Here is a 24894-nt window from a genome sequence, read left to right on the forward strand (position 1 = left end):
GCCCGTTGACGGAAAAACGCAAGCCTCACCGCTCGGCCTTCATCTCATGGGTGCTCTCGTCGTAGCGCATGCCTTCCAGTTCGCGCGGCATATAGCGCTCGTCGTGCTTGGCAAGCAGGTTGGTGGCGACGAATGCACCGCTACCGTCGAACGCGCCTTCGGCAACGACGCCGCTGCCTTCCTTGAACAGGTCGGGAGCGATACCGCTGAATGTCGCCGGTACGGTCGCCTTGCCGTCGGTGACATCGAAGCGGATGGTAACGCCGTCAGCCGCGCGCTTGATGCTGCCTTTCACCACCATACCGCCCAGGCGGATCGACTTGCCCGGTGCGACACCTTTGATCCTCACGTCGTTGGGGGTGTAGAAATAGGCGGCCTCGTCCTTCAGCGCGGATACGGCGAGCAGCCCCGCGCCGATCAGCGCCATTAGCGCAACCAGTGCCAGCACCAGCCGCTGATGCTTCGCTTTCATGCGCGGTCCGCCCGTGTGTCCGCCGACAGGCCTTGCGCCTGCCTTTCCGCCGCGCGCATCGCGCGCCAGCTCAGAATGCTGACCAGCGCCGTGCCCAGCACCGTGACCGAATAGGCGGCGATGACGAAAGCCCATTGGTTCATGGTCCTATCCCCGCGCCATGCGCTGCATCCGCGCCTCGACCTTATTGCGCGCAAGGATCGCCCGCATCCGCATAAGCACAATGGCGGCGAAGAGCAGCGTGAATCCCAGCAGCGTCAGCCCCAGCGGCCAAAGCAAGGATCCATCGATACTGGAGCCGCGCAAAGTGATGCTGGGCCCTTGGTGCAGGCTGTTCCACCAGACGACCGATCGGTTGATGATCGGAATGTTGATCGCGCCGACCAGCGCGAAAATGGCAGTGACGCTGCTGACTCCGCCCTGCTGCCCTTGTTTCGCGCTCGCTTCGGCAAGTGCGATATAGCCCAGGTAGAGAAAGAAGAGGACCAGCATGGACGTCATGCGGCCGTCCCATTCCCACCAGGTGCCCCAGGTCGGACGCCCCCATATCGAACCGGTCATGAGACACAGCGCGGTGAACAGTGCGCCGGGCGCGGCGATGGCACGGCCCCCGACCGCCGCGAGCGGGTGACGCCACACCAGTTGCATGATCGCGGCGACGGCGATGCCAGTCCATCCGCCCATGCCAAGCCAGGCAGCCGGTACGTGGATGTAGAGAATGCGCACCGTGTCCCCCTGAAGATAGTCGGCAGGAGTCACGAACAGGCCGCACAGGGCGCCGGCGACGAGCAGAAACAGCCCTGCCCAGAATAGCCAGCCAGTCAGCGGCCGGGCTATTTTCAGGAAACGGGTGGGATTGGCGAAACGATGCATTTGGGATCGCTATCTAGCGACAGCGCCGCCGCCGCGCCAGTAGGGCATTTTGCCAATAGCAATGGCGGCAGACATGACGAGCACGCCATAGGTGGCCGGCACTTTCCGCCTTTCGCCGTGCCCATCCTGCCGAACGGGCGACGCTCCGATTTTGTTGCGACCGCCGCAAAATGCGCGCTGTCGGGATTTTTTTCACAGAGTCAGGCGGGCGCAAAGAGGGCGATCGGAGCCATGAAAATGGAAAGAATCCGCAAGATGTCACGCATCGAAACCTGAAAATCTCTCAAGGCATGCCATATGCGTAAAATTATCCGCCCAATTTACGTTACGGAAAATACGGGTGGCAAAGCAGATGCAAATTTTGCAATCGTAAAACTAATTTCGCACTTGCGAGAATCGGGCCCTGAAGACAAAAGGTAGAGGCCTTTCAGGCATCCTCTCCTAAAACTTTCAGGGCTGGCCTCCGGGCCGGCTCTTTTTTTGCCTATTAAGGTCGTGCAGGGGCTCTTCAAGCCGGTTCGGCCGCTTGACGCCCCCCGCCAGGGGACAGATGAGGCGATTGATGTGCATCTCATCCTGAACGCCATCGGCAAGCGCCAGGCAAAGCCAATCCAGAAACCGCGCCAGCAATTGCATGGCTCCTCTCCCACCTATTTATAGTGCCAACATATCATAAGGCGGGACGAAAGAGCAACGAATCCGCTGCTGAAGGCCTACTGGTCGGCGGCGATGACGCGGTACAGGGTGATGCGATTGGAGATCAGGGCGAGATCCGTCGCGATCGCAGACCGACGGGCAGCATAGAGGCTGCGCTGGCTGGTCAGCGTCGCCAGGAATGTGTCGATTCCCGCGCGATATCGTTGGTCGGCCAGATCATAGGCATTGCGACTCGCCGTCACCAGCCGGCGCTGGGCTGCCTGCTGTCCCTCGATCGTGCCTTCGCGCGCCAGTGCGTCAGAGACCTCCCGGAATGCCGTCTGGATCGCTCCTTCATATTGGGCGAGGTACCGATCGCGTTCCGCCTTGCTATAATCCAGATTGGCGCGATTGGCGCCGCCGAAAATAGGGAGGCTGGCGGAGGGGGCGGCCGACCACAGCGACGACCCGCCGTCAAACAGCGCGGAGAGCGCCGAACTGGCGACTCCGATCGCCGCGGTCAGGCTGATGCGGGGGAACATGGCTGCCCGGGCCGCGCCGATGTCGGCATTGGCTGCCTTGAGCTGATGCTCGGCCTGAAGCACGTCGGGTCGCTGAAGCAATATGTCGGAAGAGAGCCCCGCCGGAACGCTGGCTATGCCGGGCATGAGGGATTCGAGCGATAGCGGAAGCAAAGCATCTTCCACCGGCGCGCCGGCCAGCAATTCTATGGCGTTGCGATCCTGCGCCACCTGGGTCACATAGGCTGCGACGTCAGCGCCGGCCTGCTCCACGATGGTTTCGGCCTGATGCACGTCAAGCTTGCCGGCGAGACCTGCCGCGTTCAGCGAACGGTTGAGATCGAGCGTGCGTCGGGCGCTTGCCAACGTCTCCCGCGACAGGGCGAGCAGGTCCTGATCTGCTGCCAGCGTCGCATATGCGGTCGCCGTTTCAGCGACCAGACTGATGCGCGCGGCCCGCGCACCTTCCTGCGTCGCCAGATAGCTTTCCAGTGCGGAGCGCGTCTGGCTGCGGACGCGGCCGAACAGGTCTATTTCGAACGCGCTGATGCCTATGTCCGCGCCGTAGCTTTCCTGGCGCTCGCCATTGCGGCGCTGGATCGTGGCATCGGCCGTCGCGGCAAGCGTGGGAAACTGGGCGGAGCGCTCCACGCGATATTGCGCGCGCGCCGAATCCACTGCTGCGAGCGTGGCGCGCAGGTCCCGATTGTCGGCAAGCGCGCGCGCGATGATCGTCCGTAGCTTTGCGTCCTGTACCAGCTGGATCCAGGGCAGGCCGGCCACGACACTAGCCTGCGGGACCTCATATGCAGCGCCCGTCGGGAAGGACGCCGGGACCGGCGGGGCAGTGCGGGCATAGGGGGGGGCCATGGAACAGCCCGACAGAAGCATCGCCGGCACCAATATCAGGATCGGGATCTTCATGCCGGTTCTTCCCCATGTCCCGGAACCTCATAGCCGATCGGCTTGTCCTGTCCGAACAGGCGCAGGATCGACAGGAAAAAGAGCGGGACGAAGAAAATCGCCAGCACGGTCGCGGTCGTCATTCCGCCGACCACGGCCGTGCCGATGGCGATCCGGCTCTGTGCGCCCGCACCGTTCGCGATCGCGAGCGGGATGACGCCGACGATGAAGGCAAGGCTGGTCATCAGGATCGGGCGGAAGCGCAGGCGTGCCGCCGCGATGGCAGCGTCATAGGCATTCTTGCCCTCACGATGCGCCAGTTCGGCAAATTCTACGATCAGGATGGCGTTCTTCGCCGCGAGCCCCATGGTGGTGAGCAGGCCAACCTGGAAGAAGATGTTGTTCTCCAGGCCCCGCGCCCATACCGCGATCACCGCGCCGACCAGCCCCAGGGGAATGACCAGCAGGACAGCGAGGGGGATCGACCAGCTTTCGTATAGCGCCGCGAGACAGAGAAAGACGACGAGCACGGACAGGCCATAGAGCAGGGGTGCTTGACCGCCGGAAAGCTGCTCCTGATAGGACAGGCCGCTCCAGGCATAGCTGGTCCCGGCGGGAAGCTCTTGCTGAAGCGCCACGATGCGGGCCATCGCGTCGCCGGAACTGGCGCCCGGCGCAGCCTGACCCTGGATTTCGAACGAGGACAAGCCGTTGAAACGCGATAAGGTCGATGGGCCCACCACCCAGCGTGTGGTGGCGAAGGCGGAAAAGGGTACCATGATGCCGGTGGTTGACCGGACCATCCAGTTGTCGAGATCGGTCGGCAGCGCGCGGTAAGGGGCGTCGGCCTGCATATAGACACGCTTCACCCGTCCGCGATCGACAAAATCGTTGATATAGGTGCTGCCCCAGGCGGAACTGAGCACGTCGTCCACATCGGCCTGGGTCAGGCCCAGCACCGCCAGCTTTTCGGAATCAATGTCGACCTGAAGCTGAGGTGTATCCTCCAACGTGGCGGCACGCACACCGGCCAGCAGGGGGTCCTTGCGCGCGGCGGCGAGCAACTGATTGCGCAGGTCCAGGAAACGCTCGCGCGACAGGCTGCCGTTATTCAGCAGTTCGAAGGTGAAGCCGTTGGATTGGCCCAGGCCGCGGATCGCAGGTGGCGTGATGGCCAGAATCTGGGCGTCCCGGATCGCCGCGAGCTTCTTGTTGGCGCGCTGCGCTATCGCGCCTGCGCTATTCTCTCGTCCCTTCCTGTCCTCCCACGGGGCCAGGTTGATGAATCCCATGCCGACATTTTCGCCCTGACCCTGAAAACTGAACCCGGTCATGGCAAAGGCATAGGAAACATTGTCGCTTTCATCATTGGTGAAATAGGCGAGCACCTGATCGCCCACATTCTGGGTGCGGCTGGACTTCGCGCCCGCGGGAAGGGTCACCTGTACCATCACCTGCCCCTGATCCTCGACCGGCAGAAAGCTGGTGGGCAGGCGGAAGAAGAGCAAGGCCAAAATCGCCAATATGCCGACATAGCCCAGCCAAAAAAGGCCGCGCTTTCCCAGCACCGTCTCGGTCCGGCGGACATAGCCCCGCGTCACGCGATCAAACCAGGTGTTGAACCGACCGGCCCAGCCCTCATGGCGGCGTTCCTGCGACGAGGCCTTGAGCATGGTCACACAAAGCGCCGGCGACAGGATGAGTGCCACCAGCACCGACAACAGCATCGACGATACGATGGTAATGGAGAACTGGCGGTAGATGACACCGGTCGATCCGCCGAAAAACGCCATCGGCAGCAAGACAGCCGACAGGACCAGCGCGATGCCCACCAGCGCGCCGCCGATTTCGCTCATGGACCGGATGGTGGCATCGCGGGGCGACAGGCCATCTTCTTCCATCAGGCGCTCTACATTTTCGACGACGACGATAGCGTCGTCGACCAGCAGGCCGATCGACAACACCATGCCGAACAGCGTCAGGGTGTTGATCGAATAGCCGAACAGGGCAAGGATGCCGAACGTGCCGAGCAATACGACCGGCACGGCAATCGCGGGAATCAGCGTCGCCCGCCAGCTCTGGAGGAAGAGGAACATCACGACCACGACCAGGCCGACCGCCTCGATCAAGGTCTGAATCACCTCGTCCACGGATAATTTGATGAAAGGTGTCGTATCGCGCGGATACACGACCTTGTACCCGTCCGGCAGGCTGGCGGACAGTTCCTGAACCTTGGCCTTTACCAGTTCTGCCGTTTTCAGCGCGTCGGCGCCCGGTGCCAGCTGAAGCGCGACGCCTGAAGCGGGATGCCCGTTCAACCGAGCCAGCGTCGAATAGTTTTCGTTGCCCAGCTCCACGCGCGCAACGTCCGACAGTCGGACGACCGACCCGTCGCTCTGTGTCTTGACGATTATGGCCCGGAATTGTTCGGGCGTCTGCAATCGCGCGCGAGCGCGCACCGTGGCGTTGATCTGTTGGCCCGGGGGTGATGGATCTGCGCCGATCGAGCCCGCCGACACCTCGACATTCTGGGCCCGGACCGCGCTTTCCACATCAGAGGGCATCAGTTTGACCGTGGCCAGCTTATATGGGTCCAGCCAGATCCGCATCGCATATTGCGACCCGAAGATACGGGTCGCGCCAATGCCGCTGATCCGGGCGATCGGGTCCTGGAAATTATTGACCAGATAGTCGGCGATGTCGGTTTCGCTGGTCGCGTCCTTTTCATCGTACAGCCCGACCAGCATCAGGAAATCCGTCTGCTGCTTGGTAACGGTCAGGCCCTGCTGCTGCACCGCATTGGGAAGACGACTAAGCGCCTGTTGCACCTTGTTCTGAACTTGCACCTGCGCGGTGTCGGGGTCCGTTCCCTTCTGGAAGGTGACACTGATCTGGGCCTGCCCCGACGACGAGGACGAGGACGAGAAATACATCAGCCCATCGATCCCGGTCAGCTGTTGCTCGATGACCTGGGTAACGCTGGTTTCGACGGTCTGGGCATTGGCGCCGGGGTAGCTGGCGCTGATGGACACGCCTGGCGGGGCGATGTCGGGATATTGCGCGATCGGCAGTGACATCATCGACCCGATGCCCGCCAGCATGATGCCGATGGCGATGACCCAGGCGAAAATCGGCCGATCGATGAAGAAGCGACTGAACAAGATAATGGTCCTACTTCGCCGCCGTCGCGACCGGCTTGACGACGTCCTTGGGCTTTACCTTTTCAGTGCCCTCTACGACCAGTCGATCGCCCGATTTCAGACCTTTGGTGATCAGCCATTTGTCGCCGATCGCCTGTGCGGCGGTGACGACGCGCCGCTCGACCTTGTTGTCCTTGCCCACGACAAGGGCGGTGGCATCGCCTTTCGGGTCGCGGCTTATTCCCTGCTGCGGCGCCAGCACGGCACCGGGCACAACCGATTGGGGCGCGACCACGCGCACGAACATGCCGGGCATGAGCAACCCGTCGGGATTGGGGAACCGGGCGCGCAGCGTCACCGTCCCGCTGTTGGGATCGACAATAGGCTCGGCAAATTCGATCCGGCCGGCCTGCGGATAGTCGCTGCCATCGTCCAGCTTCAGCCGGATCGTGGCGCTTGCAGGCAAGGTCTTGCCCGCCGCCAGCGAGCGGCGCAGCGCAAGCAGCTGCGCGCTAGATTGCGTGATGTCGACGTAGATCGGATCGAGTTGCTGGATTGTGACCAGCGGATCGCTCTGGCTGGCGGTGACCAGCGCGCCCGGTGTGAACAGGCTGCGGCCGATGCGGCCGCTGATCGGCGCGCGCACTAGCGTGAATTCCAGATTGACGTTGCTGGTCTGGAGGCTGGCGCGAGCCTGGCCGACCGCGGCCTGCGCCTGCCGTGCGGCGGCGATCACGTCATCGCGATCCTGGGCGCTGACCGCCTCCGTCTGCCCCAGGCTCCGATAGCGCTGGGCCTTAGCCTGCGCGGCGACGGCACTTGCCTGGGCACTCGCCAACGCGGCCGACGCTTCGGCCTGCGCCGCGCGATAGAGGCGCGGATCGATTTGATAGAGGGGCTGGCCTGCGCTGACCGTCGCGCCCTCCGTGAACAGCCGCTTCTGGATGATGCCCGCGACCTGCGGCCGGACTTCTGACATCATCGCCGATACGGTACGGCCGGGCAATTCGGATGAAATGGTCACGTCCTGCGTCGACAGGGTAACCACGCCCACCTCCACCGGACCCGTTTTGGGCGCCTTTTCCTGCCCGCATGCCGCCAGCAGCAGGAGCAGGGCAGCCGGTGCGACCCGAAGACTGCGGGGGCGAGGGGAGGTGGGCGCGAGGCGGCATGCACCAGGCGCCGACGCGTTACGGACCCTTGCAATGCCATTCAGACAGTTTGGACGATCGATCCCGCGCACGGGGGAGGGGGGGAGGGGATGTGCGCAAGCCCGGTTTCCGGCCTGTCTGGATTTTCCGGCCTCATCGGCTGGAGAGGTCATTGCAAGGGCTCCGCGTTGCACCGGCTGAGGGACGCCGGCCGGCTGGTCATCGGTTTTTTGTGCGTTGCGTCATAGTGCGACTTGCTGTCGTCTGTCGTCGGCATGTTGCCATGTACCGCGGACGGTATCGCTTTGTATCACCCCGTATCAACGAGCGCGGGCCGCAGACTCTGCCGTCCGATGACGCTAAGGATCGACCATGCCGGATTCCCTTTCCCGCCCCCCTACGATCCTGGTTGTGGACGACGATGCGGATATTCGCGACTTGATCGTCGGCCAATTGAGCCAGGAAAATTTTCGCCTGCTGGGCGCGGGCAGCCTTTCGGAGTTGCGCGCTACGCTGGAACGGGAACCAGTGGACCTGATCGTGCTGGACCTGAACCTGCCCGATGGGGACGGGCTGGGACTGTGCCGTGAACTCCGGGCCGAGGGGGTGGAGGTCCAGATCATCATGGTCACGGCGCGCGGCAGCGCAATCGACCGGGTGCTGGGTCTGGAATTGGGGGCCGACGATTATCTGACCAAGCCATTCGAGCCGCGCGAACTGCTGGCGCGAATCCGCAACCTTCTGCGGCGCGTGCGCACCGACCCGGTACCGCGGCCCGAGCAGCGGCGTTATGCAACGATCGGTCCGTGGCGCCTGGATCTGGTGCAACGTCGACTGATAGCACCCGACGACCGGCTGGTGATGCTTTCGTCCGCCGAATATCGCCTGCTGACGCGGTTCATCGATGAGCCCAATATCGTGCTGGCGCGCGAAGCGCTGTTGCCGGAACGCCGCGCCACCGCGGCTTTTGACCGCACGATAGACCTTCAGATCAGCCGGCTGCGTCAGAAACTGGCCACCGTTCGCGGCGGCGACGAACTTATCCTGACGGTTCGCGGCGAAGGCTATGTGCTGGCCAGCGAGGTCGTCTATTCATGATCGGTCGGCCGGTCGCGCGCATACGCGCCTTTTTCAGGTCGATGGCGGGGCATATTTTCGTCATCCTGACGCTGGGCATGTCGGTCGCTGCGATCATCGCGCTGCTGGTCGCGGAACGGAACCGACACCACGATTATGAGCGCGTCCGCCGACAGCGCGTCGTGGCGAGCGCGGTAGATATTGCCGATCGAATTCGTCGCGATCCCCGACGGATCGAGGCCATGATCGCCGATCAGGCTATCATCGGCGCGTCGTCCGCGCCGGACGGCATATCGATCAGCGATCCCGACGCCGATCTGGAAGCCATTCTGGCCGAACGTTTCGGGCCCGGATCCAGGCCGGAAGCAGGACAGTTGCCCATCGGCCTTTGCTTTCCTAACGAAAGCCGGCAGGAAATCGCGGCGGGCCTGGTCGGCGCACCCCGCCCGGACTGCTGGGTCGTGCGCTTCACGGATGGGCGGGGCGTGCGCCGCGCCGTGGCACTCACATTTCCGCGCATGGCCAAGCCGCCCAGCACGCTGTTCAACCCGCTCTACCTGCTGGTTATCATCACGGCGTCGGCCTGCCTCGCTATCCTAGTGGCACGGCTCGTGGCCAAGCCGTTACGGCGCATGGCGGCGGCGGCCGAGGCGTTTTCCGTTTCGCTCGACCCTGAGGAGATTCCCGAACATGGACCTACGGAGGTCCGCGCCGCGCTGACCACGTTCAACCTGATGCAGCGGCGGGCGCGAGCCGGATTCGCCGAGCGCACACAATTGCTGGCGGCGATCAGCCACGATCTCCAGACACCGCTTACCCGCATGCGGCTGCGGCTCGAACTGGTCGACAACCCTGAGCTCAAAGAGCGGTTGCTCGCCGATCATCAGGCGATGCAGACGCTGGTGCGCGAGGGGCTGGACTTGGCCAGCAGCACGGAGTCGCGCGAGGATTGGTCTTTGCTGGACGTAGATTCCCTGCTCGCCAGCATGGCGGAAGATGCGCAGGAACTGGGGGCGCCCGTGCGTTACATCCGGGGGTGCGGCGCCACGGCGCGGGTCAAGCCCAATGCGTTGACGCGCTGCATCGGCAATCTGGTCGACAATGCCGTGAAATATGGCGGGTCGGCCGATCTCGGTTGCGCACGCCATGGCAGCCGGCTGGTCATCCAGGTGCGCGACCATGGCCCGGGCATTCCCGCGGCCGAACTGGACCAGATGTTCGAGCCGTTTACCCGAGGGGCAAGCGGCCAGCCGGGCGGACGGCACGGCACGGGCATCGGCCTGACTATCGCACGGTCGCTGGCGATGAGTTTCGAGGCGTCGGTGCGGCTGCGCAACGCGGACGGCGGCGGACTGATCGCCAGCATCGAAATGAAGGGCTGAACGGCTCGGGCGTCACGGCAAGAAGGCCGAAGCAGGGCTTAATTACAGGATTTTTCGCCCGGCAGACATTTCATAGGACGCTATTTCGAAACGGCGCTTGCGATCATCTCACCGCGCGACCGGTCGATCGACCATAGAAGACCCGGTTTCGACGGGTCCCAGTCGATCGCCTGGCCGGGCGAGGCGAAGCCGATGGCACGGACGAATTCCAGCGTCGATCCAGCCTTGGGCAGGGCGAGTTCGTATATTTCCGGCCGGTCATGACCCGTCACGAAAAGGCGTCCATCCTTGCTCCAGCTCAGGCCCGAGCAACTTTTCGGTGCGAAACGCGCCAGGACCTGGGGCGGGAATATCCAGGCGGCCTCCTGACGGAACTGGTCGTCCATTCGCACGAGCAGGGTCTGGCGATAATCGCGGCCGGGCGCGCCGCCCTTACCTTCATAATTGGCGAATACCGCCCACCATTTACCGGCATGACGGTCCATCACGGTCAGCGATCCCGGACCAAGGCCGAGGCTTACGCTGCGGACATGGCGCAAGGTGGCCGTGTCGAAAAACTCCACGGCGCTGGTCTGCGGCACGGCGGGATAGTTGGATGCAGCGCATACCAGTGATCGTTCCACCACGGTGCAACTGTTCATGTGCGGGAACAAACGGCGCTCCCCTTGCCAGGTGGCGATGCGCTTGCCGTCCGATATGCGATATTTTCCGATCCGGTCATTATCGACCGCATAGACATGGACGCCGTCCGATGCCGCGCCCTGATTGGCCTCTGGCGCCGCGATGCGTCGCACCACCTGTGGCGGCGGTGGCAAGGTCGCTCCCGCGACGGGATCGTCGATGGCCGCGCTGCCCGGCATCGACGCCGACAGCAGGAGAAAGAAGAAAATCGTCCGCCGACCCATATTGTCTCTCCCTGCTGAAAGACAGGGCGATAGGCCATGAACGCTACAGAAAAATGGCGGATCGATGCATCGCCGGCGCGGGCGGAGGCGCGATGCCTGACCGCGATCTCCGCCCGACCGGCATGATAACTTAAAGCGCGTTCAGCACCAGTTCCGCATGTTCCTTCCGACAGATCAGCAGGTCGGGCATGTATACGTCCTTCTGATTGTAGATCATCGGCGATCCGTCGATGCGGCTGACATGAAGGCCATGGGCCAAAGCCACGGCCGCGGGCGCGCAACTGTCCCATTCATATTGCCCGCCGGTGTGGAGATAGATGTCGACTTCGCCCCGGATGATCGCCATCGCCTTCGCGCCGGCGGAGCCCATGCCGACCAATTCGGCGCCGATCTGTTCCGCCACGCGCACGGCTTCCGCGGCGGGGCGGGTACGGGAAACCACCATGCGCAGCGTGTCCGGTGCCGGCGGAACCGGCGCCGGTTCATCCGTCCGCAGCACAAGGTCCATGCCCGGCAGCGCCACCGCGCCAATGACCGGCGCGCCGTCGACGGCCAGCGCCACATGGACGGCCCAGTCGGTCCGTTCCTCGCCATATTCGCGCGTGCCGTCGACCGGATCGATAATCCAGACGCGCGACTTTTCCAGCCGTTCGGCGCTGTCCTTCTCCTCCTCGGACAGCAATCCGTCCTCGGGCCGCTGCTCGCGCAGGGCGTGACAAAGGAATTGATTGGCGGTCTGGTCGCCGGCCTTGCCCAGGGATTTGCCCCCGAACATGCCCGACGCCCTTACCTGAAGCAGAATCCTGCCTGCCTGTTCGGCCAGATGGGCCGCGAGTTCCGCGTCGCTCCGGCTCACGGGATCAACCTCTTGATGATCTCGTCGGCCGCTTCGTCGGCACTCATTACCGTGGTGTCGATACAGATTTCAGGGTCCACCGGCGGTTCATAGGGACTGTCGATACCCGTGAAGTTCTTCAGAGCACCCGAGCGTGCCTTCTTGTACAGGCCCTTCACGTCCCGCTTTTCGGCCTCGGCCAAGGGCGTGTCGATATGAACCTCGAAGAATTCACCGGGCTGCATCATCTGGCGCACCATGTCGCGTTCGGCCCGGAAGGGCGAGATGAACGCGGTAATGACGATCAGGCCGGCGTCGGTCATGAGCTTCGCTACCTCGCCGACACGCCGGATATTTTCCACACGATCGGCATCGGTGAAGCCCAGATCCTTGTTCAGGCCGTGACGCACATTGTCGCCGTCGAGCAGGAAGGTGTGGCGGTTCATGCGGGCCAGCTTCTTTTCGACGATGTTCGCGATCGTCGACTTGCCCGCGCCCGACAGCCCGGTCAGCCACAGGACCGCGGGCTTCTGGTTCTTCATGCCGGCATGGCTCTCGCGCGTCACATCGGTCGCCTGCCAATGAACGTTGTCGGCGCGGCGGAGCGAGAAGTGGATCATGCCTGCCGCCACCGTGGCGTTGGTCATCTTGTCGATCAGGATGAACCCGCCAAGATCCCGGTTCTGCGCATAGGCCTCGAACGGTACGGGACGGTCGGTCACCAGATTGGCGACACCGATGGCATTGAGGTCCAGCGTCTTGGCCGCCAGATGCTCCATCGTGTTGACGTTGACCTGATATTTGGGCTGCTGAATGGTCGCGGTAACGGTTTGCGCGCCGATCTTCAGCCAATAGGGCCGGCCGGGCAGCATTTCGTCGTCCGCCATCCAGACGATCGTCGCTTCGAACTGGTCCGCAGCCAGCACCGGCTCGTCCGCCGTCGAAATGACGTCGCCGCGCGAACAGTCGATCTCGTCCTCGAAGCAAAGGGTCACGGACTGTCCGGCCACCGCCTCGTCCAGATCGCCATCGAGCGTAACGATACGGCTGATCGTGCTGTTCCGGCCCGAAGGCAGCACGCGGATCTTGTCGCCCGGACGCACCGTCCCGGTCGCAACCTGGCCGGAAAAGCCGCGAAAGTCGAGATTGGGGCGGTTGACCCACTGTACCGGCATGCGGAACGGCTTGGCTGCGTCAGCGGTGCTGTCGACCTCGACGGTTTCGAGATGCTCCATGAGCGCGGGGCCGGTATACCAGGGGGTATTGGCCGACGCTCCCGTGATGTTGTCGCCCTTGAAGCCGGAAATCGGCATGGGGGTGAAACTGTCGATGCCGATCGACTTCGCAAATTCGGTATATTCGGCAACGATACGGTCGTAGACCGCCTGATCATAGTCGACCAGATCCATCTTGTTGATGGCCAGCACGATATTCTTGATGCCGATCAGATGCGCCAGATAGCTGTGCCGCCGCGTCTGGACCAGTACGCCCTTGCGCGCATCGATCAGGATCACCGCGAGGTCGGCGGTCGAGGCGCCGGTCACCATGTTGCGGGTATATTGTTCGTGACCGGGCGTATCGGCGACGATGAACTTGCGCTTTTCGGTCGCGAAGAAGCGGTAGGCAACGTCGATCGTAATACCCTGTTCACGTTCGGCGGCAAGGCCGTCGACCAGCAGGGCGAAGTCGATCTCCTGCCCTTGCGTGCCAACGCGCTTGCTGTCGGCTTCCAGCGCAGCCAGCTGATCCTCGAAGATCATCTTGCTGTCGTAGAGCAGACGCCCGATCAGTGTGGACTTGCCGTCATCCACCGACCCGCACGTGATGAAGCGCAGCATCGTCTTGTGCTGGTGAACTTCCAGATATTTGTCGATGTCCTCTGCGATAAGGGCGTCGGTCTTGTAAATCGGATCGCTGACTGCGGTGGTCTCGCTCATCAGAAATACCCCTCCTGCTTCTTTTTCTCCATGCTGGCGTCGCCGCCATCCTTGTCGATCACGCGGCCCTGGCGTTCGCTGGTGGTCGTCAGCAGCATTTCCTGAATCACCTCCGGCAGGGTCCGGGCTTCGGATTCCACAGCGCCGGTCAGCGGCCAGCAGCCAAGGGTCCGGAACCGCACCGAACGCTCGGTAATTTCGGGCAACTCACCCAGCACCTTTTCCAGGCGTTCCAGGTCGTCGGCCATGAAAAGCTGCCCGTCGCGTATATAGGTCGGGCGCGGCGCCGAGAAATAGAGCGGCACGATGTCGATATTTTCGAGGTGCAGATATTGCCAGATGTCCAGCTCGGTCCAGTTGGAGATCGGGAAGACGCGCATCGATTCGCCCTTCGCCTTGCGCGCATTGTAGAGATGCCACAATTCGGGGCGCTGAGCCTTGGGGTCCCAGCGGTGCGAGGCGGTACGGAAGGAAAAGATGCGCTCCTTGGCACGGCTCTTTTCCTCGTCGCGCCGCGCGCCTCCGAACGCCGCATCAAAGCCATAAAGATCAAGCGCCTGCTTCAGACCTTCGGTTTTCCACATGTCGGTGTGAAGCGGACCGTGGTCGAACGGATTGATCCCTTTCTCCTGCGCTTCCGGATTGTGGTAGACCAGCAATTCCATGCCCGCGTCGTTCGCGGCCTTGTCGCGCAGGGCATACATGTCGCGGAATTTCCAGGTCGTATCGACATGAAGGAGCGGGAAGGGCGGCGGCGAGGGATAAAAGGCCTTCTTCGCCAGATGCAGCATGACCGCGGAGTCCTTGCCGACGGAATAGAGCATCACCGGCTTTTCTGCCTCTGCGACAACCTCTCGCATGATCTGGATGCTTTCGGCTTCCAGCCTCTGCAAATGCGTCAGGCGGGCTGCGCCCAGCTCCCCGGGGCTGGTCAATGTCGTCATAAGCTGAAACTCTCCCTTCTCACGGCTTCTGCTGTCTGGACAACCGAGTTAGCGGCTTGTTCGGCTAAAATAACTCCCATATGGGAGTATTTATGAGCCTGGCGCGCACGGACGAGAATGAATTGCTGACGGCGCTGCACGGCGGGGTGGTCGAAGATCGGCCCTGGGCCTTGTTCCTGGAACGATTGCGCGCGCGGATCGAAGCAGACTGCTGTTGCTTGTGGGCAAGGCGGAACACGGGCGGATGGTCACCCATCGAATTGGCAAAGTCGCGCAAATCGACAGGCATGGGCAATATCGAGGCACTGGCGGCGTTCGACACGATGCGGCCAAGTCGCATTTATCGTCAGGCCGAAATGGTCGGGGAGGGATCACCCGATATCCGCGAAGACGGCGATGGCCGACACATGATGATCGGGCATGGACAAGGCCGCGAAGTCATATTGTCCGCCTATATTGCGCAGGACGAATTCCAGGCGGGCGATGCGGCTCTTTTGCTCAACCTTGCGCCGCATATGCATGTCGCTTTCCGCATATATGACGCGTTGCTCCGCCAGCGGCTGAAATCAACGATGCTCGATCACATCCTTGCGGACATGGCCACCGGCTGGATTCTTCTGGATGGTCAGGGCCGTGTGCTGGAAACGAGCATGATCGCAAGGACGATGATCGAAGAAAGGCAGGCGCTGCTGGTCGGAAGCGATGGCCGTCTCCATTGCGTGGGGCAAGACGCCCAGTCCGCGCTGGAAGCAGCCATGGCGGACTCCCGAAATCTTCCCCGGGCGGCCTGGCTCGACATCGACCCGCCGTTGCAGATGGTGGTCACCGAACCGACGGAGGATGCAGGTCGGCATATGCCGACAGCGCGCTACCAGCTGCTGATCCGCAAGATTCGCGAATCTGTGATGAAAGACGGACAGTATCTGAAGGAGCTATTTGGGCTGACGCGGAGCGAAGCCCTTTTGGCGGCGCGTATTGCGGAGGGAGACAGCATCGTGCAGGCGGCCGATGCACTGTCGCTGACACCGGAAACGGCCCGGAACTACTCGAAACGCATCTACGCGAAGACAGGAACGCGCGGGCAGGCCGATCTGGTGCGGCTGCTTCTGGGAGGTGTCAGCGTGCTGGGCTGAGTGCTCGGCCAGTTCGCCCGTCATGTTCTGAGTGCGGCAATGGGTCCTGGCACCGACCCGTCGGAAAGTTATTTAACATAAGATATATTATCGGTCTTTTATAGAGATTGCGTGTCAAGAGCGACTGGCTCGACGGCGAGCTGCGAACCAACCTTCCCACTTTCCATACCTACTATTCCAACATGCAGGTGACGCAATATACCGAGTCCGCAGGCGGCGGCGGCGCGGGCTTTACCCGCAACGCCAACGCCATGCTCAAGGGATTCGAACTGGAAACGATCCTGGCGCCGGTAGCCGGCCTGGTCCACCCGCGCAGCGGCCCAGTATAGTTTTTGGCCCAACGGGATCACGCCGTCGGTCCGGGTGGATTATAGCTGGCGAAGCCGACGCTGGTTCCACACCAACAACCTGTCCAACCTCAACCCGTTCAATGACCGGATCGCCGATTCGGGATACGGCCTGCTCAGCGCCAATATCGTTATCGCCGACATTCCGCTGGGCGATGCGAAGGGTCAATTGTCACTCTGGGGCGAGAATCTGACGGACAAGGCCTATCGCGTCCAGGGCGTGGACTTCGGCGCCCTTGGCTTTGCGGGCAATGTCTATGGCACGCCGCGTCGTTTCGGCACGGACATCAAGGTCAATCGCCCGGCGTCACCTGGCACTGACGAGGGCTCCTGTCAGGGGCGCATCGTGCCGCCCCCGTTGACGGAAATGGTCTGACCGTTCACCCATTCCCCATCCTTCGAAAACAGCATTGCCACCATGGCCGCAATGTCCTCGCCGCGGCCCAGGCGCGTACTGCGGCTTCCTGCCACCAATCGGCTCTGAATTGCTTCATCCATTTTCTCGGCCATGCGCGGGATCATCACTATCCCCGGCAGGATGGCGTTCGCACGCACGCCCTGCGGCCCCCAACGGCTGGCGATATGCCGCATCAGCGCGTTAACCGCCGACTTGGTCATGGCATAGGCGAACCGACACGGCTCGCCGAAATGCGCGGCGTCCGAACTGGTGAAGACGATCGCGCCGCGCCGGGCCGCGAGATAGGGCATGACGGCGCGGGCGACGAGCACCGAACCGCGCAGACCGACGGCCAAGGTCTGGTCGAACACGCCCATGTCGATGTCCAGCAGATCGGTGTCATATTCCACCGCCGCCATATCCATGGCGTTAACGAAGGCGAAATCGGGCGCCCCCACACCGTCTACCGTCTTTTGCACCAGCGCGGCAACGGATGCTTCGTCCGATTGGTCATAGGCGACGGCCATGCATTCACCGCCATCGGCACGAATAGCCCCGGCATCGCGTTCGGCCCCGTCCCCGTCCTTGTCTCCCAGAACGACGCGGCACCCTTCGGCCGCCAGCCGCCGCGCGACCGCCGCACCTATGCCGCCGCCGCCTGCGATCAAGGCAACCTTGCCGGCAAGATCCCTGCCTTGGATATGATCCATATTTGCCCCCCCCCTGCGCACCGGCGAGCAATCACGGCGCGATGCTTATGAAAGGCCGATAGCTTATATCGCCGGACCTTTTCGCCAACAGCAGAGGCCGCTTCTCCAGAGGCGCGGAACCGGCGGCGGCATAGCCTGCGCCAGGTAGAGGCCGGCCGGGCAGAACCCGGCCGGCCCTTTCGTCAGAATTTGATCCGAGCGTCCACGCCGTAAGAAATCGGCTTGCTGAAGGTCGCGCCGGCGAAGCCCAGCGACCCGAAGTCGATGCCGTACGAGAGACGCTTCTGGTTGAGCAGATTGTCGCCCCAGAAACCCACGTCAAGTGTGCCGCCGCCCAGTTGGATGTCCTCGACCGAAAGCCGTGCCTTCACATTGGTCGAATTGGGCGAGACCAGCAATTCGTTGAACGGCGCGGTATTGTCGAGCGCATTGACGTAAAAGCTCGTGCGGTGCGAATAGTCGCCGCGCAAGCGGACAGTCATGTCTCCGATCGGATAGGCATATTCGGCACCAAGGTGAACGGTCCACTTCGGGGAGTAAACCGGCTTGGCCTTGTCCGCGACATCCAGAATGTCATTCGTCGCCGGATCGCGGAAGAGAAATTCCTTGTACTTGGTCTTCACATAACCAACCGAACCGTCGATCTGGAAACCGGCAAAGGGCGCGGCTGTCAGTTCCGCCTCGAAGCCCGACAGGCGGACCTTGCCCGCATTGACGATCAGCGAGGTGGCGCCACCGCTGCCAGCGGCGAATTGCTGGATCTGCAGATTGGTATAGTCGGTCATGTAGCCGGCCAGGTTCAAACGCACGCGATTGTCCAGGAACTGCGACTTCAGGCCGATCTCATAAGCCTTGGCCTTTTCCGGGTCGAAGCTGTTGATCACATTGGCGCGCGGATTGAGCCCGCCCGAGCGGTAGCCGGTCGACAGACGGCCGTAGAGCAACACGTCGTCCACGACCTCGTAGGCGGCTGACACGAGGTAGGAGAAATTCTCGAAGCTCTTGCGGCCGCGCTGAACCGGGAACACATCGCCCGCGAGGTAGATGGTCTTGTCATCCGCAGTGAAGCGGCCACCCAGGGTCAGTTCGAACTTGTCGTCCAGCGCCGAGGGACGCCAGCTGGCCTGCCCGAACACCGCCATCGACTGGGATGTGCCCCCGAAGGCTTGGTTCGGGTTGACATTGAAGCCGACGGTATCGAGACCGGGATTGAGGGCAGGGATCGCGCCGCCGAGCATGTCGGCCGTTGCCGCCGGGAACCCGAGCGACTGGAGCGCGGGAGAGAGATAGGCGACCGGCAGAACCAGCGTCAGCGCCTGGCGATTATCCTCAGAAGATTTTTCCTTGAAATAATACATGCCCAGCAGGTAATTAATGTCTCCGACCTTGCCGAGCGCCTGCAATTCTTGGCTGAATTGCCATTGCTTCTGCGGTGCGTTGTTGCCGGCATAGGGGTTGACCCGCTGCACCGAGGTTAGTGTCGGCGAGGTGAAATCGATGACCTTGCCCAACAGCACGCCGTTGCCCGACAGGTTCAGGATCGTGTCCTGGAAGAATTTGCGATAGCCGGTGATCGACTTGATCGTCAGTTCGGGTATGGGATCATAGCTGATGGTCAGCGCGTGACCCTGAACCCGCGTCTTGCTGCCATAACGATAATCGCCGTCGCGGTCCGTGAAGCCGGCCTGCTGCGCGGTGCCCTGCCGCACAGGATCAACCAGGAACGGGTCGCCGCCATAGCTGGGGGATTGCGAGTAATAGCTCTGGGCCAGCGGCGTCGCGGCGACGATCTGGAAGAAGGCAGGTGTGCCCCGACGGGTGTCGTAGTCGAAATTATAATTGACGGTGACATCGCCGAAATCGCCTTCAAGCCCCAGGGCGAAGGAGGTCGCGTTGATCGACCCGGGATCCTTCGACGATGCCGTCAGGGTATTGTCGACATAGCCGTCCGCCTGCTTGTGCTGGGCGGCAATCGATGCCTTGATCACATCACCCAGGATGTAACCGGTGTCGACGCGGCCGCGCACATACCAGTCGTTGAAACGGCCATAGCCCGCCTTTGCGGTCACACCGAAGTCATTGGCAGGCTTTTTGGACACGAGCTGAAGCGCGCCACCGATCGTGTTGCGGCCAAACAGCGTGCCCTGCGGACCGCGCAACACCTCGATCCGTTCCAGATCGATCAGGTCGAACACGGCGCCGGCCGCACGCGCAAGATAGACGCCGTCGAGATAGATGCCGACGCCCTGTTCAGACACGGCGGACGGTTCGTTGTTGCCGATGCCGCGAATGAACACCGTAGCCGCCGAGAGGCTGGACGGCTGTTGTTCGATCGTCAGGTTCGGCGCAAATTTGGGCACGTCGGCAGCGTTCGAGATATTCTGGCGCTCGATAAAGTCGCCGCCAAGCGCGGTCACGGCGACCGGCACATTCTGGAGCGTCTCGGCAGAGCGCCGCGCGGTGACGACAATGTCGCTAAGCCCGGTCTGCGCTTCCCCTTGCGGTGCTGCGTCCTGCGCGCTGGCAACGGTCGCGAAAGTCATGGACACGCCGGCAACGCCAGCAAAAAGCAACGATTTCATAACATCCTCCCATGCCGCCCTCACCCCTTTGATCGGGCGATTCGTTCCCCGCTCATAGCGAGGCAATGCACATTTGCCTGTCATAAAGGGGCGCCCCGGCGGCGCCCGACAAGCATTTGCGTCCGATTTCGTTCTATTGTCCCGATATGTTCATCACGTCAATCGCGAAATCTGCACGATTGCGTAGATATTCATCCTGAAAGCTGCGCAAATGGGGTCGCGTGTCGCACGAGTTTCAGAGCTTGTGTCACGAACGACGGATAGGTGTCGGTCCCGGCCGGCCAGCCTGGCACCCAGATGATGGCAGTTGCGGGGAAGGCCGCTCCTTCCCAGGCCTGAACCATGTCGATCGAGACGCCCGATGATTGTTCGGCAAGCTGTTGGGCGAAGCGTCTCGCCTGCAGGCGCACATTCTCCCGCTCTCTCTCACCGTCGATCAACAGGGCCGTGCGCCGCTGCTGGGAATCGACCCGTTGCCCAGTCGACAGGATGATCTCTTCCGCGCCCGCCGCCCTGATGCGCGAACGGTCCATGAACCGTTCCTCGTCGGCCCGCATGCGGTCCCCGATCGGCCCGTCCATTAGCGCGGCGGCCGCCACGATGTCCTCGGCCCAGAACTCGCTGATCGTATCCCATCCGAAATCGACTGCATCGACCAAGTGGTTGCGGGCATAGCCAGAGAAGGGGAAAAGGCCGACTGCCAGAGGCGCATGATTGTCTTCATAATAGCGCTGAAAGGCCGCGCGTGTGCTGCCGGGTTTGTGCACGAGGGCGCAGACGGATTTGGTCATGCTGCAATTATTCTTTCGTCCAGTTGCCTGAGAAGATGCTCGGCGGCACCGTGCGGATCGATCCGGCGCGCGTCGACGGCATCGAAGATCGCATCGCCCCCCAGCTCCAGCGCGCGCGCCGTCAGCGCGTCTTTGACCAGGTTGATGACTTGCGCCCGCGCACGAAGGCCGTTGCGGCGTGCGAAATCGCCTGCCCCTTCCAACCGGGTGCGATGCGCGGCAATCGCCTCGACAATCTCTGCCCCGCCCTCGCCCCGCGCTGCAACCGATCGCAGCACCGGCGTTTCGGGCTGCGCCGGTCGCGACTGGGCCCGTAGGTGCAGCATCATTTCCATCTGGCGCCGGGTCGCGTCATAACCGTCCCGGTCGGCTTTGTTGACAACGAAGATGTCACCAGCCTCCATGATACCTGCCTTCACTGCCTGGATTTCGTCGCCCAGTCCGGGCACCGCGACGATGATGGTGGTATGGGCCAGGTTCACGACATCGATCTCGTCCTGTCCCACGCCCACCGTTTCGACCACGACGATGTCATAGCCCATCGCATCAAACACCAGCGCGGCGTCATGGGTCGAGCGGGACAGCCCGCCCGCCTGTCCACGCGTGCCGAGCGAGCGGATGAAAACGCCGGGGTCCAGCGCGTGGCGGGCCATGCGCACCCTGTCGCCCAGAATGGCGCCCCCTGTAAACGGGCTGGAGGGATCGACCGCCAGCACCGCGACGCGCATCCCGCGCGACCGCCATTCGGCGACGAGCATGTCGGTCAGGGTCGACTTACCGGCGCCGGGCGGTCCGGTGATACCGACAATCTGGGCGCGGCCGGTATGCGGATAGACGGCGGCAAGTAGGGCCGGTCCGCGCGGGTCGCGATCGTCCAGCCAGCGTATGGCCCGCGCGCCCGCGGCAATCTCGCCGGTCAGAAGCCGCCGCGCGACATCGCCGGCATCCTGCCCCATCAGGCCGCTTCCTCGGCCTGACGTTCCGCCCACCACTGGTCGAGATAGGCGACGATGTCGCGCGTATCCGACCCCATGGTAAAAATACGGTCGACGCCCGCTTCCTCAAGCACCGCCCGGTCTTCCTCGGGGATGACGCCTCCCGCGACCAGCAGCTTGTCCTCCGCTCCCGCCTCGCGCAGCAATCGTGCGAGGCGGGGCAGGCTGCGCGTATGACCCGCCGAAAGGGTGGAAATGCCGACCACGTCGACGTCTTCCTGAACGGCCGCCGCGCAGACCATTTCCGGCGTCTGCTTCAGTCCCGTGAATATCACTTCCATCCCTGCCTCGCGCAGGGCGTGGCCGATGATCGTGACGCCAACGGTGTGGGTGTCCATGCCCAGCTTCGCAAGCAGAACGCGCAAAGGACGCTTGTTCATAGTCATGTCCTCAAATTCCCATGAGTTGGCTGTCGGCGCTGTGCACGCCGAATATATCGCGCATGGCGTTGCAGAGTTCACCGTGCGTGGCGTAGGCTTTTACTGCTTCCAGGCACGGCGGCACCAGATTGGCGCCCGTTCGGGCGGCGTCCCGCACATTGTCCAGCGCCGCGTCGACCGCGGCCTGGTCGCGCCGCGCGCGCAGATCGCGCACCTTGCGCACTTGTTCCTCCTCCATCGAATCGTCGAGACGGAAAATCTCTATCTCCCGTTTTTCCTGGGCGCGGGTCAGATGATTGACGCCGACCCATTTGCGCCGACCTTCCTCGATATCCTTGTTGCGTTCATATTGCTCGCGACCCAGCGCCCGCTGGATATATCCGCCCTCGATCGCCTTGACCGCGCCACCCATGGCGAAGACCTTGTCCAGTTCGGCGAAGGCGGCTTCTTCCATCTGCTTTGTCAGCGTTTCGACATAATAGCTGCCCGCCAGCGGATCGATGGTTTCAGCGACCCCGGTCTCATATGCCACGATATGCTGGATGGCTGCGCCGACGCGAATGGCGTTTTCCGCCGGCAGCGCATGCGCCTCATCATAGAGCGGTGTGGTCATCGCTTCCCCCGCCCCGCCCAGCGCGCACGCCGTCGCCATGATCCCGAGCCGGGCAATGTTGTTGAGCGGTTGTTGCAGGGTAAGCGCAATGGTCGTCGGCGACGTCATCATCCGAATTTTGAGGGAGGCGTCAGACGTGGCGCCATAACGCTCCTTCATCAAGCGAGCCCAGCATTTGCGGAATGCCCGCAGCTTGCACACGCCTTCGAAAAAATCCATGTCGACGTTGACGACGAAGTGATTGATATAAGGGGCAACTTCGTCTATTGTCAGACCGCGTTCCAGTACCGCATCAATGTGCGCGCAGGCGATGGCTAGCGAGTAGGCGATCTCCTGCACCGGGTTCGCCTTGGCGGGCTGCAACTGGGCAGAAATGATCGAGATCGGCGCCCAGTTGGGGTGGTTGCGAATGATATATTCGATGCAGTCTGTCGCGATGCGCAATCCATGCTCAGGCGGATATATATAGCGGCCGACACACGTATATTCGATCAAAATGCCATTGACGATGTGCAGCACGAAATCCGCTGGATCGATACCTTTCTTCTCCAGCGCTGCGATGATCATGGCCAGATTGACCGGCTGCGGCGCGTTGCACACGCTCATCAGATATTTCAGCTTGTCGAACGGCAGGTCGAAGGCCTTTTCCAGATCCTCCAGGCTGTCGAGCGCCATACCGGCACGGCCCACTTCGCCTTCCACAATCGGATCGTCGCTGTCATAGCCGTTGGTGGTCGCCAGATCATATTCCAGGATCAGGCCGGACAGGCCCTGATCCAGCATGTAGCGCGCACGCTTCGCCCAGTCCTCGCCCTTGCCGAAACCAGTGACCTGGGTCATCGTCCAGAAATCCGTCCGGTGCCCGTTGGGCCGGGTCGAGCGCGTGTATGGATATTCCCCGGGGAAACCGAGGTCGGCACCGTAATCGAAACCGACCGCGTCAAGGTCCGCAGGCGTGTAAAGCGGCTTGATCGGCCATTTGAGCGCTTGCGTCTCGAACGCTTCCCGGCGTTCCTTGCGTCCTTCGAGTGCCGGCCCGCGCGTTTCGCGTTCCCAGCGTTCAGCTTCGCCCGCGATATGCTCGCTTTCGCTGACCATGGGTCCGATCGGTCGGTTCATGTCGCACTCTCCTCAAGCAGGGGCCACGCCGCATCCCACAGGAGGCGGGCAGATTCAGGATCCAGGGACGCGCGTGTCACACCCCATCCCGACGGCGTCGGGGGTGTCCAGACGGGGGCAATGGCGCAATCCTCGATATACAGACCGCCGCGTCCGGCCAGTTCGGGTGCGACCGCCGCCCAAATAGGACTGGCGGCGCCTTCCTCAGGCGTGCGCATCCGGCCTTGCGGCAAGGAGCCGTCCTCGTTGATCCAGCCCAGGCGCACCGCGTCCTCAAAGGTCACATGGCGACCGAGATTGGTTGCCACGCCGCCCGGCGTCGCGACATTCATGGTCACTCCGTCCCCGGCGTGCCGGCGGCTATATTCGACCGCCAGCAGATTGGCGCAGAGCTTGGCATGGCCATAGGCCTCGAACTTGTCATACGGGCGATCCAGATAGTTGAGGTCGTCGATCCGCAGTTCGGCGAGATGGTGCGACCCGGAGGAAACGACGACGACGCGCGGGTCGGCAGCAGCTTTCAGGTTAGGCAAAAGCAGTTCCGAGAGCAGGAAAGGTCCAAAATAATTGACCGCCATCTGGCTTTCGAAGCCGTCCGCGGTGCGGGTGAGCGGCGGACCCATCAGCCCGGCATTATTGATCAACAGGTCGAGCGGACGATCACCCCAATCGCGGACAAACGCGCGCACCGACGCCATCGAGAGTAAATCGATAGCGTGGACTTCCGGTGCCTCCACGTCGCGCGTCAGCGCAATGGCGCTGGCGACCGATCGCCCAGCCTCCGTGTCGCGAACAGCCAGCGTCACGGCGGCGCCCGCGCCCGCGAGCGCGCCGGCGATCGCGACGCCCACGCCGGACGAGGCGCCCGTTACGATTGCGCGTTTTCCTGAAAGATCATGCCCGGCGAGCATCACGTCCGCCGTGGGTTCCTGCACAATTTCGCCTTCCATGCTCATGGATCAGCATCCTCCACCTAATAGGTGAACCTAATCCGGCAAATTCCCGCCGCTCAAGCCCGGCCATGATCGGCACGCGCGATTGTGACACATTC

The 24894-nt window shown here is 62.6% G+C and carries 24 protein-coding genes; 6 read left to right on the plus strand and 18 right to left on the minus strand.

What is annotated here, in order from left to right:
• Window positions 1–25: 25 nt before the first annotated feature.
• From ccmE to ccmC, 3 genes are read right to left on the minus strand one after another with little or no spacing between them, the layout of a single operon-like run.
• Window positions 26–472 carry a cytochrome c maturation protein CcmE gene (gene ccmE, locus J3E64_RS09580; RefSeq protein WP_253342498.1) on the minus strand — a complete coding sequence of 149 codons (447 nt, stop codon included), beginning with the start codon at window positions 470–472 and terminating at the stop codon, window positions 26–28.
• Window positions 469–615: a hypothetical protein gene (locus J3E64_RS09585; RefSeq protein ID WP_253342500.1), complete on the minus strand. Its 147-nt coding sequence runs from the start codon at window positions 613–615 to the stop codon at window positions 469–471. Before J3E64_RS09585 ends, ccmE begins: the two co-directional genes overlap by 4 nt.
• A gap of 4 nt (window positions 616–619) precedes the next feature.
• Complete coding sequence (gene ccmC, locus J3E64_RS09590) at window positions 620–1345, minus strand: heme ABC transporter permease CcmC (RefSeq protein ID WP_253342502.1); 726 nt, start codon at window positions 1343–1345, stop codon at window positions 620–622.
• Between ccmC and J3E64_RS09595 the strand changes: the two genes are divergently transcribed.
• Window positions 1340–1621 (plus strand): hypothetical protein, encoded by a 282-nt coding sequence (locus J3E64_RS09595; protein WP_253342504.1) that lies wholly within the window; start codon window positions 1340–1342, stop codon window positions 1619–1621. The two genes, ccmC and J3E64_RS09595, sit on opposite strands and share 6 nt — an antisense overlap.
• A gap of 174 nt (window positions 1622–1795) precedes the next feature.
• Here the strand turns inward: J3E64_RS09595 and J3E64_RS09600 are convergent, their stop codons facing one another.
• The 4 genes from J3E64_RS09600 to J3E64_RS09615 form a co-directional block, all read right to left on the minus strand.
• Complete coding sequence (locus J3E64_RS09600; RefSeq protein WP_253342506.1) at window positions 1796–1981, minus strand: hypothetical protein; 186 nt, start codon at window positions 1979–1981, stop codon at window positions 1796–1798.
• A 77-nt stretch (window positions 1982–2058) separates the two neighbouring features.
• Window positions 2059–3426: an efflux transporter outer membrane subunit gene (locus J3E64_RS09605; RefSeq protein ID WP_253342508.1), complete on the minus strand. Its 1368-nt coding sequence runs from the start codon at window positions 3424–3426 to the stop codon at window positions 2059–2061.
• Window positions 3423–6566: an efflux RND transporter permease subunit gene (locus tag J3E64_RS09610; RefSeq protein ID WP_301287216.1), complete on the minus strand. Its 3144-nt coding sequence runs from the start codon at window positions 6564–6566 to the stop codon at window positions 3423–3425. The genes J3E64_RS09605 and J3E64_RS09610 overlap by 4 nt, the downstream gene beginning before the upstream one ends.
• A 10-nt stretch (window positions 6567–6576) precedes the next feature.
• Window positions 6577–7659 carry an efflux RND transporter periplasmic adaptor subunit gene (locus tag J3E64_RS09615; protein ID WP_253342695.1) on the minus strand — a complete coding sequence of 361 codons (1083 nt, stop codon included), beginning with the start codon at window positions 7657–7659 and terminating at the stop codon, window positions 6577–6579.
• A gap of 409 nt (window positions 7660–8068) precedes the next feature.
• On the opposite strand from J3E64_RS09615, the gene J3E64_RS09620 reads away from it, so the two are divergent.
• Both J3E64_RS09620 and J3E64_RS09625 read left to right on the plus strand, forming a co-directional pair.
• Window positions 8069–8794, plus strand: coding sequence for a response regulator transcription factor (locus J3E64_RS09620; protein ID WP_253342510.1), 726 nt, complete (start codon window positions 8069–8071; stop codon window positions 8792–8794).
• Window positions 8791–10155 (plus strand): ATP-binding protein, encoded by a 1365-nt coding sequence (locus J3E64_RS09625; protein WP_253342512.1) that lies wholly within the window; start codon window positions 8791–8793, stop codon window positions 10153–10155. Before J3E64_RS09620 ends, J3E64_RS09625 begins: the two co-directional genes overlap by 4 nt.
• Window positions 10156–10235: 80 nt before the next feature.
• Here the strand turns inward: J3E64_RS09625 and J3E64_RS09630 are convergent, their stop codons facing one another.
• The 4 genes from J3E64_RS09630 to cysD form a co-directional block, all read right to left on the minus strand.
• The gene (locus J3E64_RS09630) at window positions 10236–11060 is read right to left on the minus strand and encodes a hypothetical protein (RefSeq protein ID WP_253342514.1); all 825 of its coding nucleotides are present in this window, start codon (window positions 11058–11060) and stop codon (window positions 10236–10238) included.
• Between the two features lie 130 nt (window positions 11061–11190).
• Window positions 11191–11916, minus strand: a complete 726-nt coding sequence (locus J3E64_RS09635; protein ID WP_253342516.1) for a 3'(2'),5'-bisphosphate nucleotidase CysQ — start codon at window positions 11914–11916, stop codon at window positions 11191–11193.
• The gene (gene cysN, locus J3E64_RS09640; protein WP_253342518.1) at window positions 11913–13832 is read right to left on the minus strand and encodes a sulfate adenylyltransferase subunit CysN; all 1920 of its coding nucleotides are present in this window, start codon (window positions 13830–13832) and stop codon (window positions 11913–11915) included. Before cysN ends, J3E64_RS09635 begins: the two co-directional genes overlap by 4 nt.
• Window positions 13832–14776 carry a sulfate adenylyltransferase subunit CysD gene (gene cysD / locus J3E64_RS09645; RefSeq protein ID WP_253342520.1) on the minus strand — a complete coding sequence of 315 codons (945 nt, stop codon included), beginning with the start codon at window positions 14774–14776 and terminating at the stop codon, window positions 13832–13834. Before cysD ends, cysN begins: the two co-directional genes overlap by 1 nt.
• 92 nt (window positions 14777–14868) lie before the next feature.
• Between cysD and J3E64_RS09650 the strand changes: the two genes are divergently transcribed.
• From J3E64_RS09650 to J3E64_RS09660, 3 genes are all read left to right on the plus strand, one after another.
• Window positions 14869–15909, plus strand: coding sequence for a helix-turn-helix transcriptional regulator (locus J3E64_RS09650; RefSeq protein WP_253342522.1), 1041 nt, complete (start codon window positions 14869–14871; stop codon window positions 15907–15909).
• A 107-nt stretch (window positions 15910–16016) separates the two neighbouring features.
• Window positions 16017–16238 (plus strand): TonB-dependent receptor, encoded by a 222-nt coding sequence (locus J3E64_RS09655; protein WP_253342524.1) that lies wholly within the window; start codon window positions 16017–16019, stop codon window positions 16236–16238.
• 34 nt (window positions 16239–16272) lie between these two features.
• Window positions 16273–16632, plus strand: coding sequence for a hypothetical protein (locus tag J3E64_RS09660; RefSeq protein ID WP_253342526.1), 360 nt, complete (start codon window positions 16273–16275; stop codon window positions 16630–16632).
• Here J3E64_RS09660 and J3E64_RS09665 read toward each other — a convergent pair.
• The 7 genes from J3E64_RS09665 to J3E64_RS09695 form a co-directional block, all read right to left on the minus strand.
• On the minus strand, window positions 16590–17384 hold the full coding sequence (locus J3E64_RS09665; protein WP_367398617.1) for an SDR family NAD(P)-dependent oxidoreductase: 795 nt from the start codon (window positions 17382–17384) through the stop codon (window positions 16590–16592). The two genes, J3E64_RS09660 and J3E64_RS09665, sit on opposite strands and share 43 nt — an antisense overlap.
• A gap of 161 nt (window positions 17385–17545) precedes the next feature.
• The gene (locus tag J3E64_RS09670; protein WP_253342530.1) at window positions 17546–19945 is read right to left on the minus strand and encodes a TonB-dependent receptor; all 2400 of its coding nucleotides are present in this window, start codon (window positions 19943–19945) and stop codon (window positions 17546–17548) included.
• A 191-nt stretch (window positions 19946–20136) separates the two neighbouring features.
• A complete protein-coding gene (locus J3E64_RS09675; RefSeq protein ID WP_253342532.1) occupies window positions 20137–20736 on the minus strand; it encodes an EthD family reductase in 600 nt (199 codons plus the stop codon).
• A complete protein-coding gene (meaB, locus tag J3E64_RS09680; RefSeq protein ID WP_253342537.1) occupies window positions 20733–21692 on the minus strand; it encodes a methylmalonyl Co-A mutase-associated GTPase MeaB in 960 nt (319 codons plus the stop codon). Before meaB ends, J3E64_RS09675 begins: the two co-directional genes overlap by 4 nt.
• Complete coding sequence (locus J3E64_RS09685; RefSeq protein ID WP_253342539.1) at window positions 21692–22111, minus strand: cobalamin B12-binding domain-containing protein; 420 nt, start codon at window positions 22109–22111, stop codon at window positions 21692–21694. Before J3E64_RS09685 ends, meaB begins: the two co-directional genes overlap by 1 nt.
• A 10-nt stretch (window positions 22112–22121) precedes the next feature.
• The gene (locus J3E64_RS09690; RefSeq protein WP_253342541.1) at window positions 22122–23843 is read right to left on the minus strand and encodes a methylmalonyl-CoA mutase family protein; all 1722 of its coding nucleotides are present in this window, start codon (window positions 23841–23843) and stop codon (window positions 22122–22124) included.
• Window positions 23840–24799 carry an SDR family NAD(P)-dependent oxidoreductase gene (locus tag J3E64_RS09695; RefSeq protein ID WP_253342542.1) on the minus strand — a complete coding sequence of 320 codons (960 nt, stop codon included), beginning with the start codon at window positions 24797–24799 and terminating at the stop codon, window positions 23840–23842. The genes J3E64_RS09690 and J3E64_RS09695 overlap by 4 nt, the downstream gene beginning before the upstream one ends.
• Between the last annotated feature and the right edge of the window lie 95 nt (window positions 24800–24894).

It is taken from the genome of Sphingobium sp. OAS761 (genome assembly GCF_024168485.1).
In the GTDB taxonomy this organism is placed as follows: domain Bacteria; phylum Pseudomonadota; class Alphaproteobacteria; order Sphingomonadales; family Sphingomonadaceae; genus Sphingobium.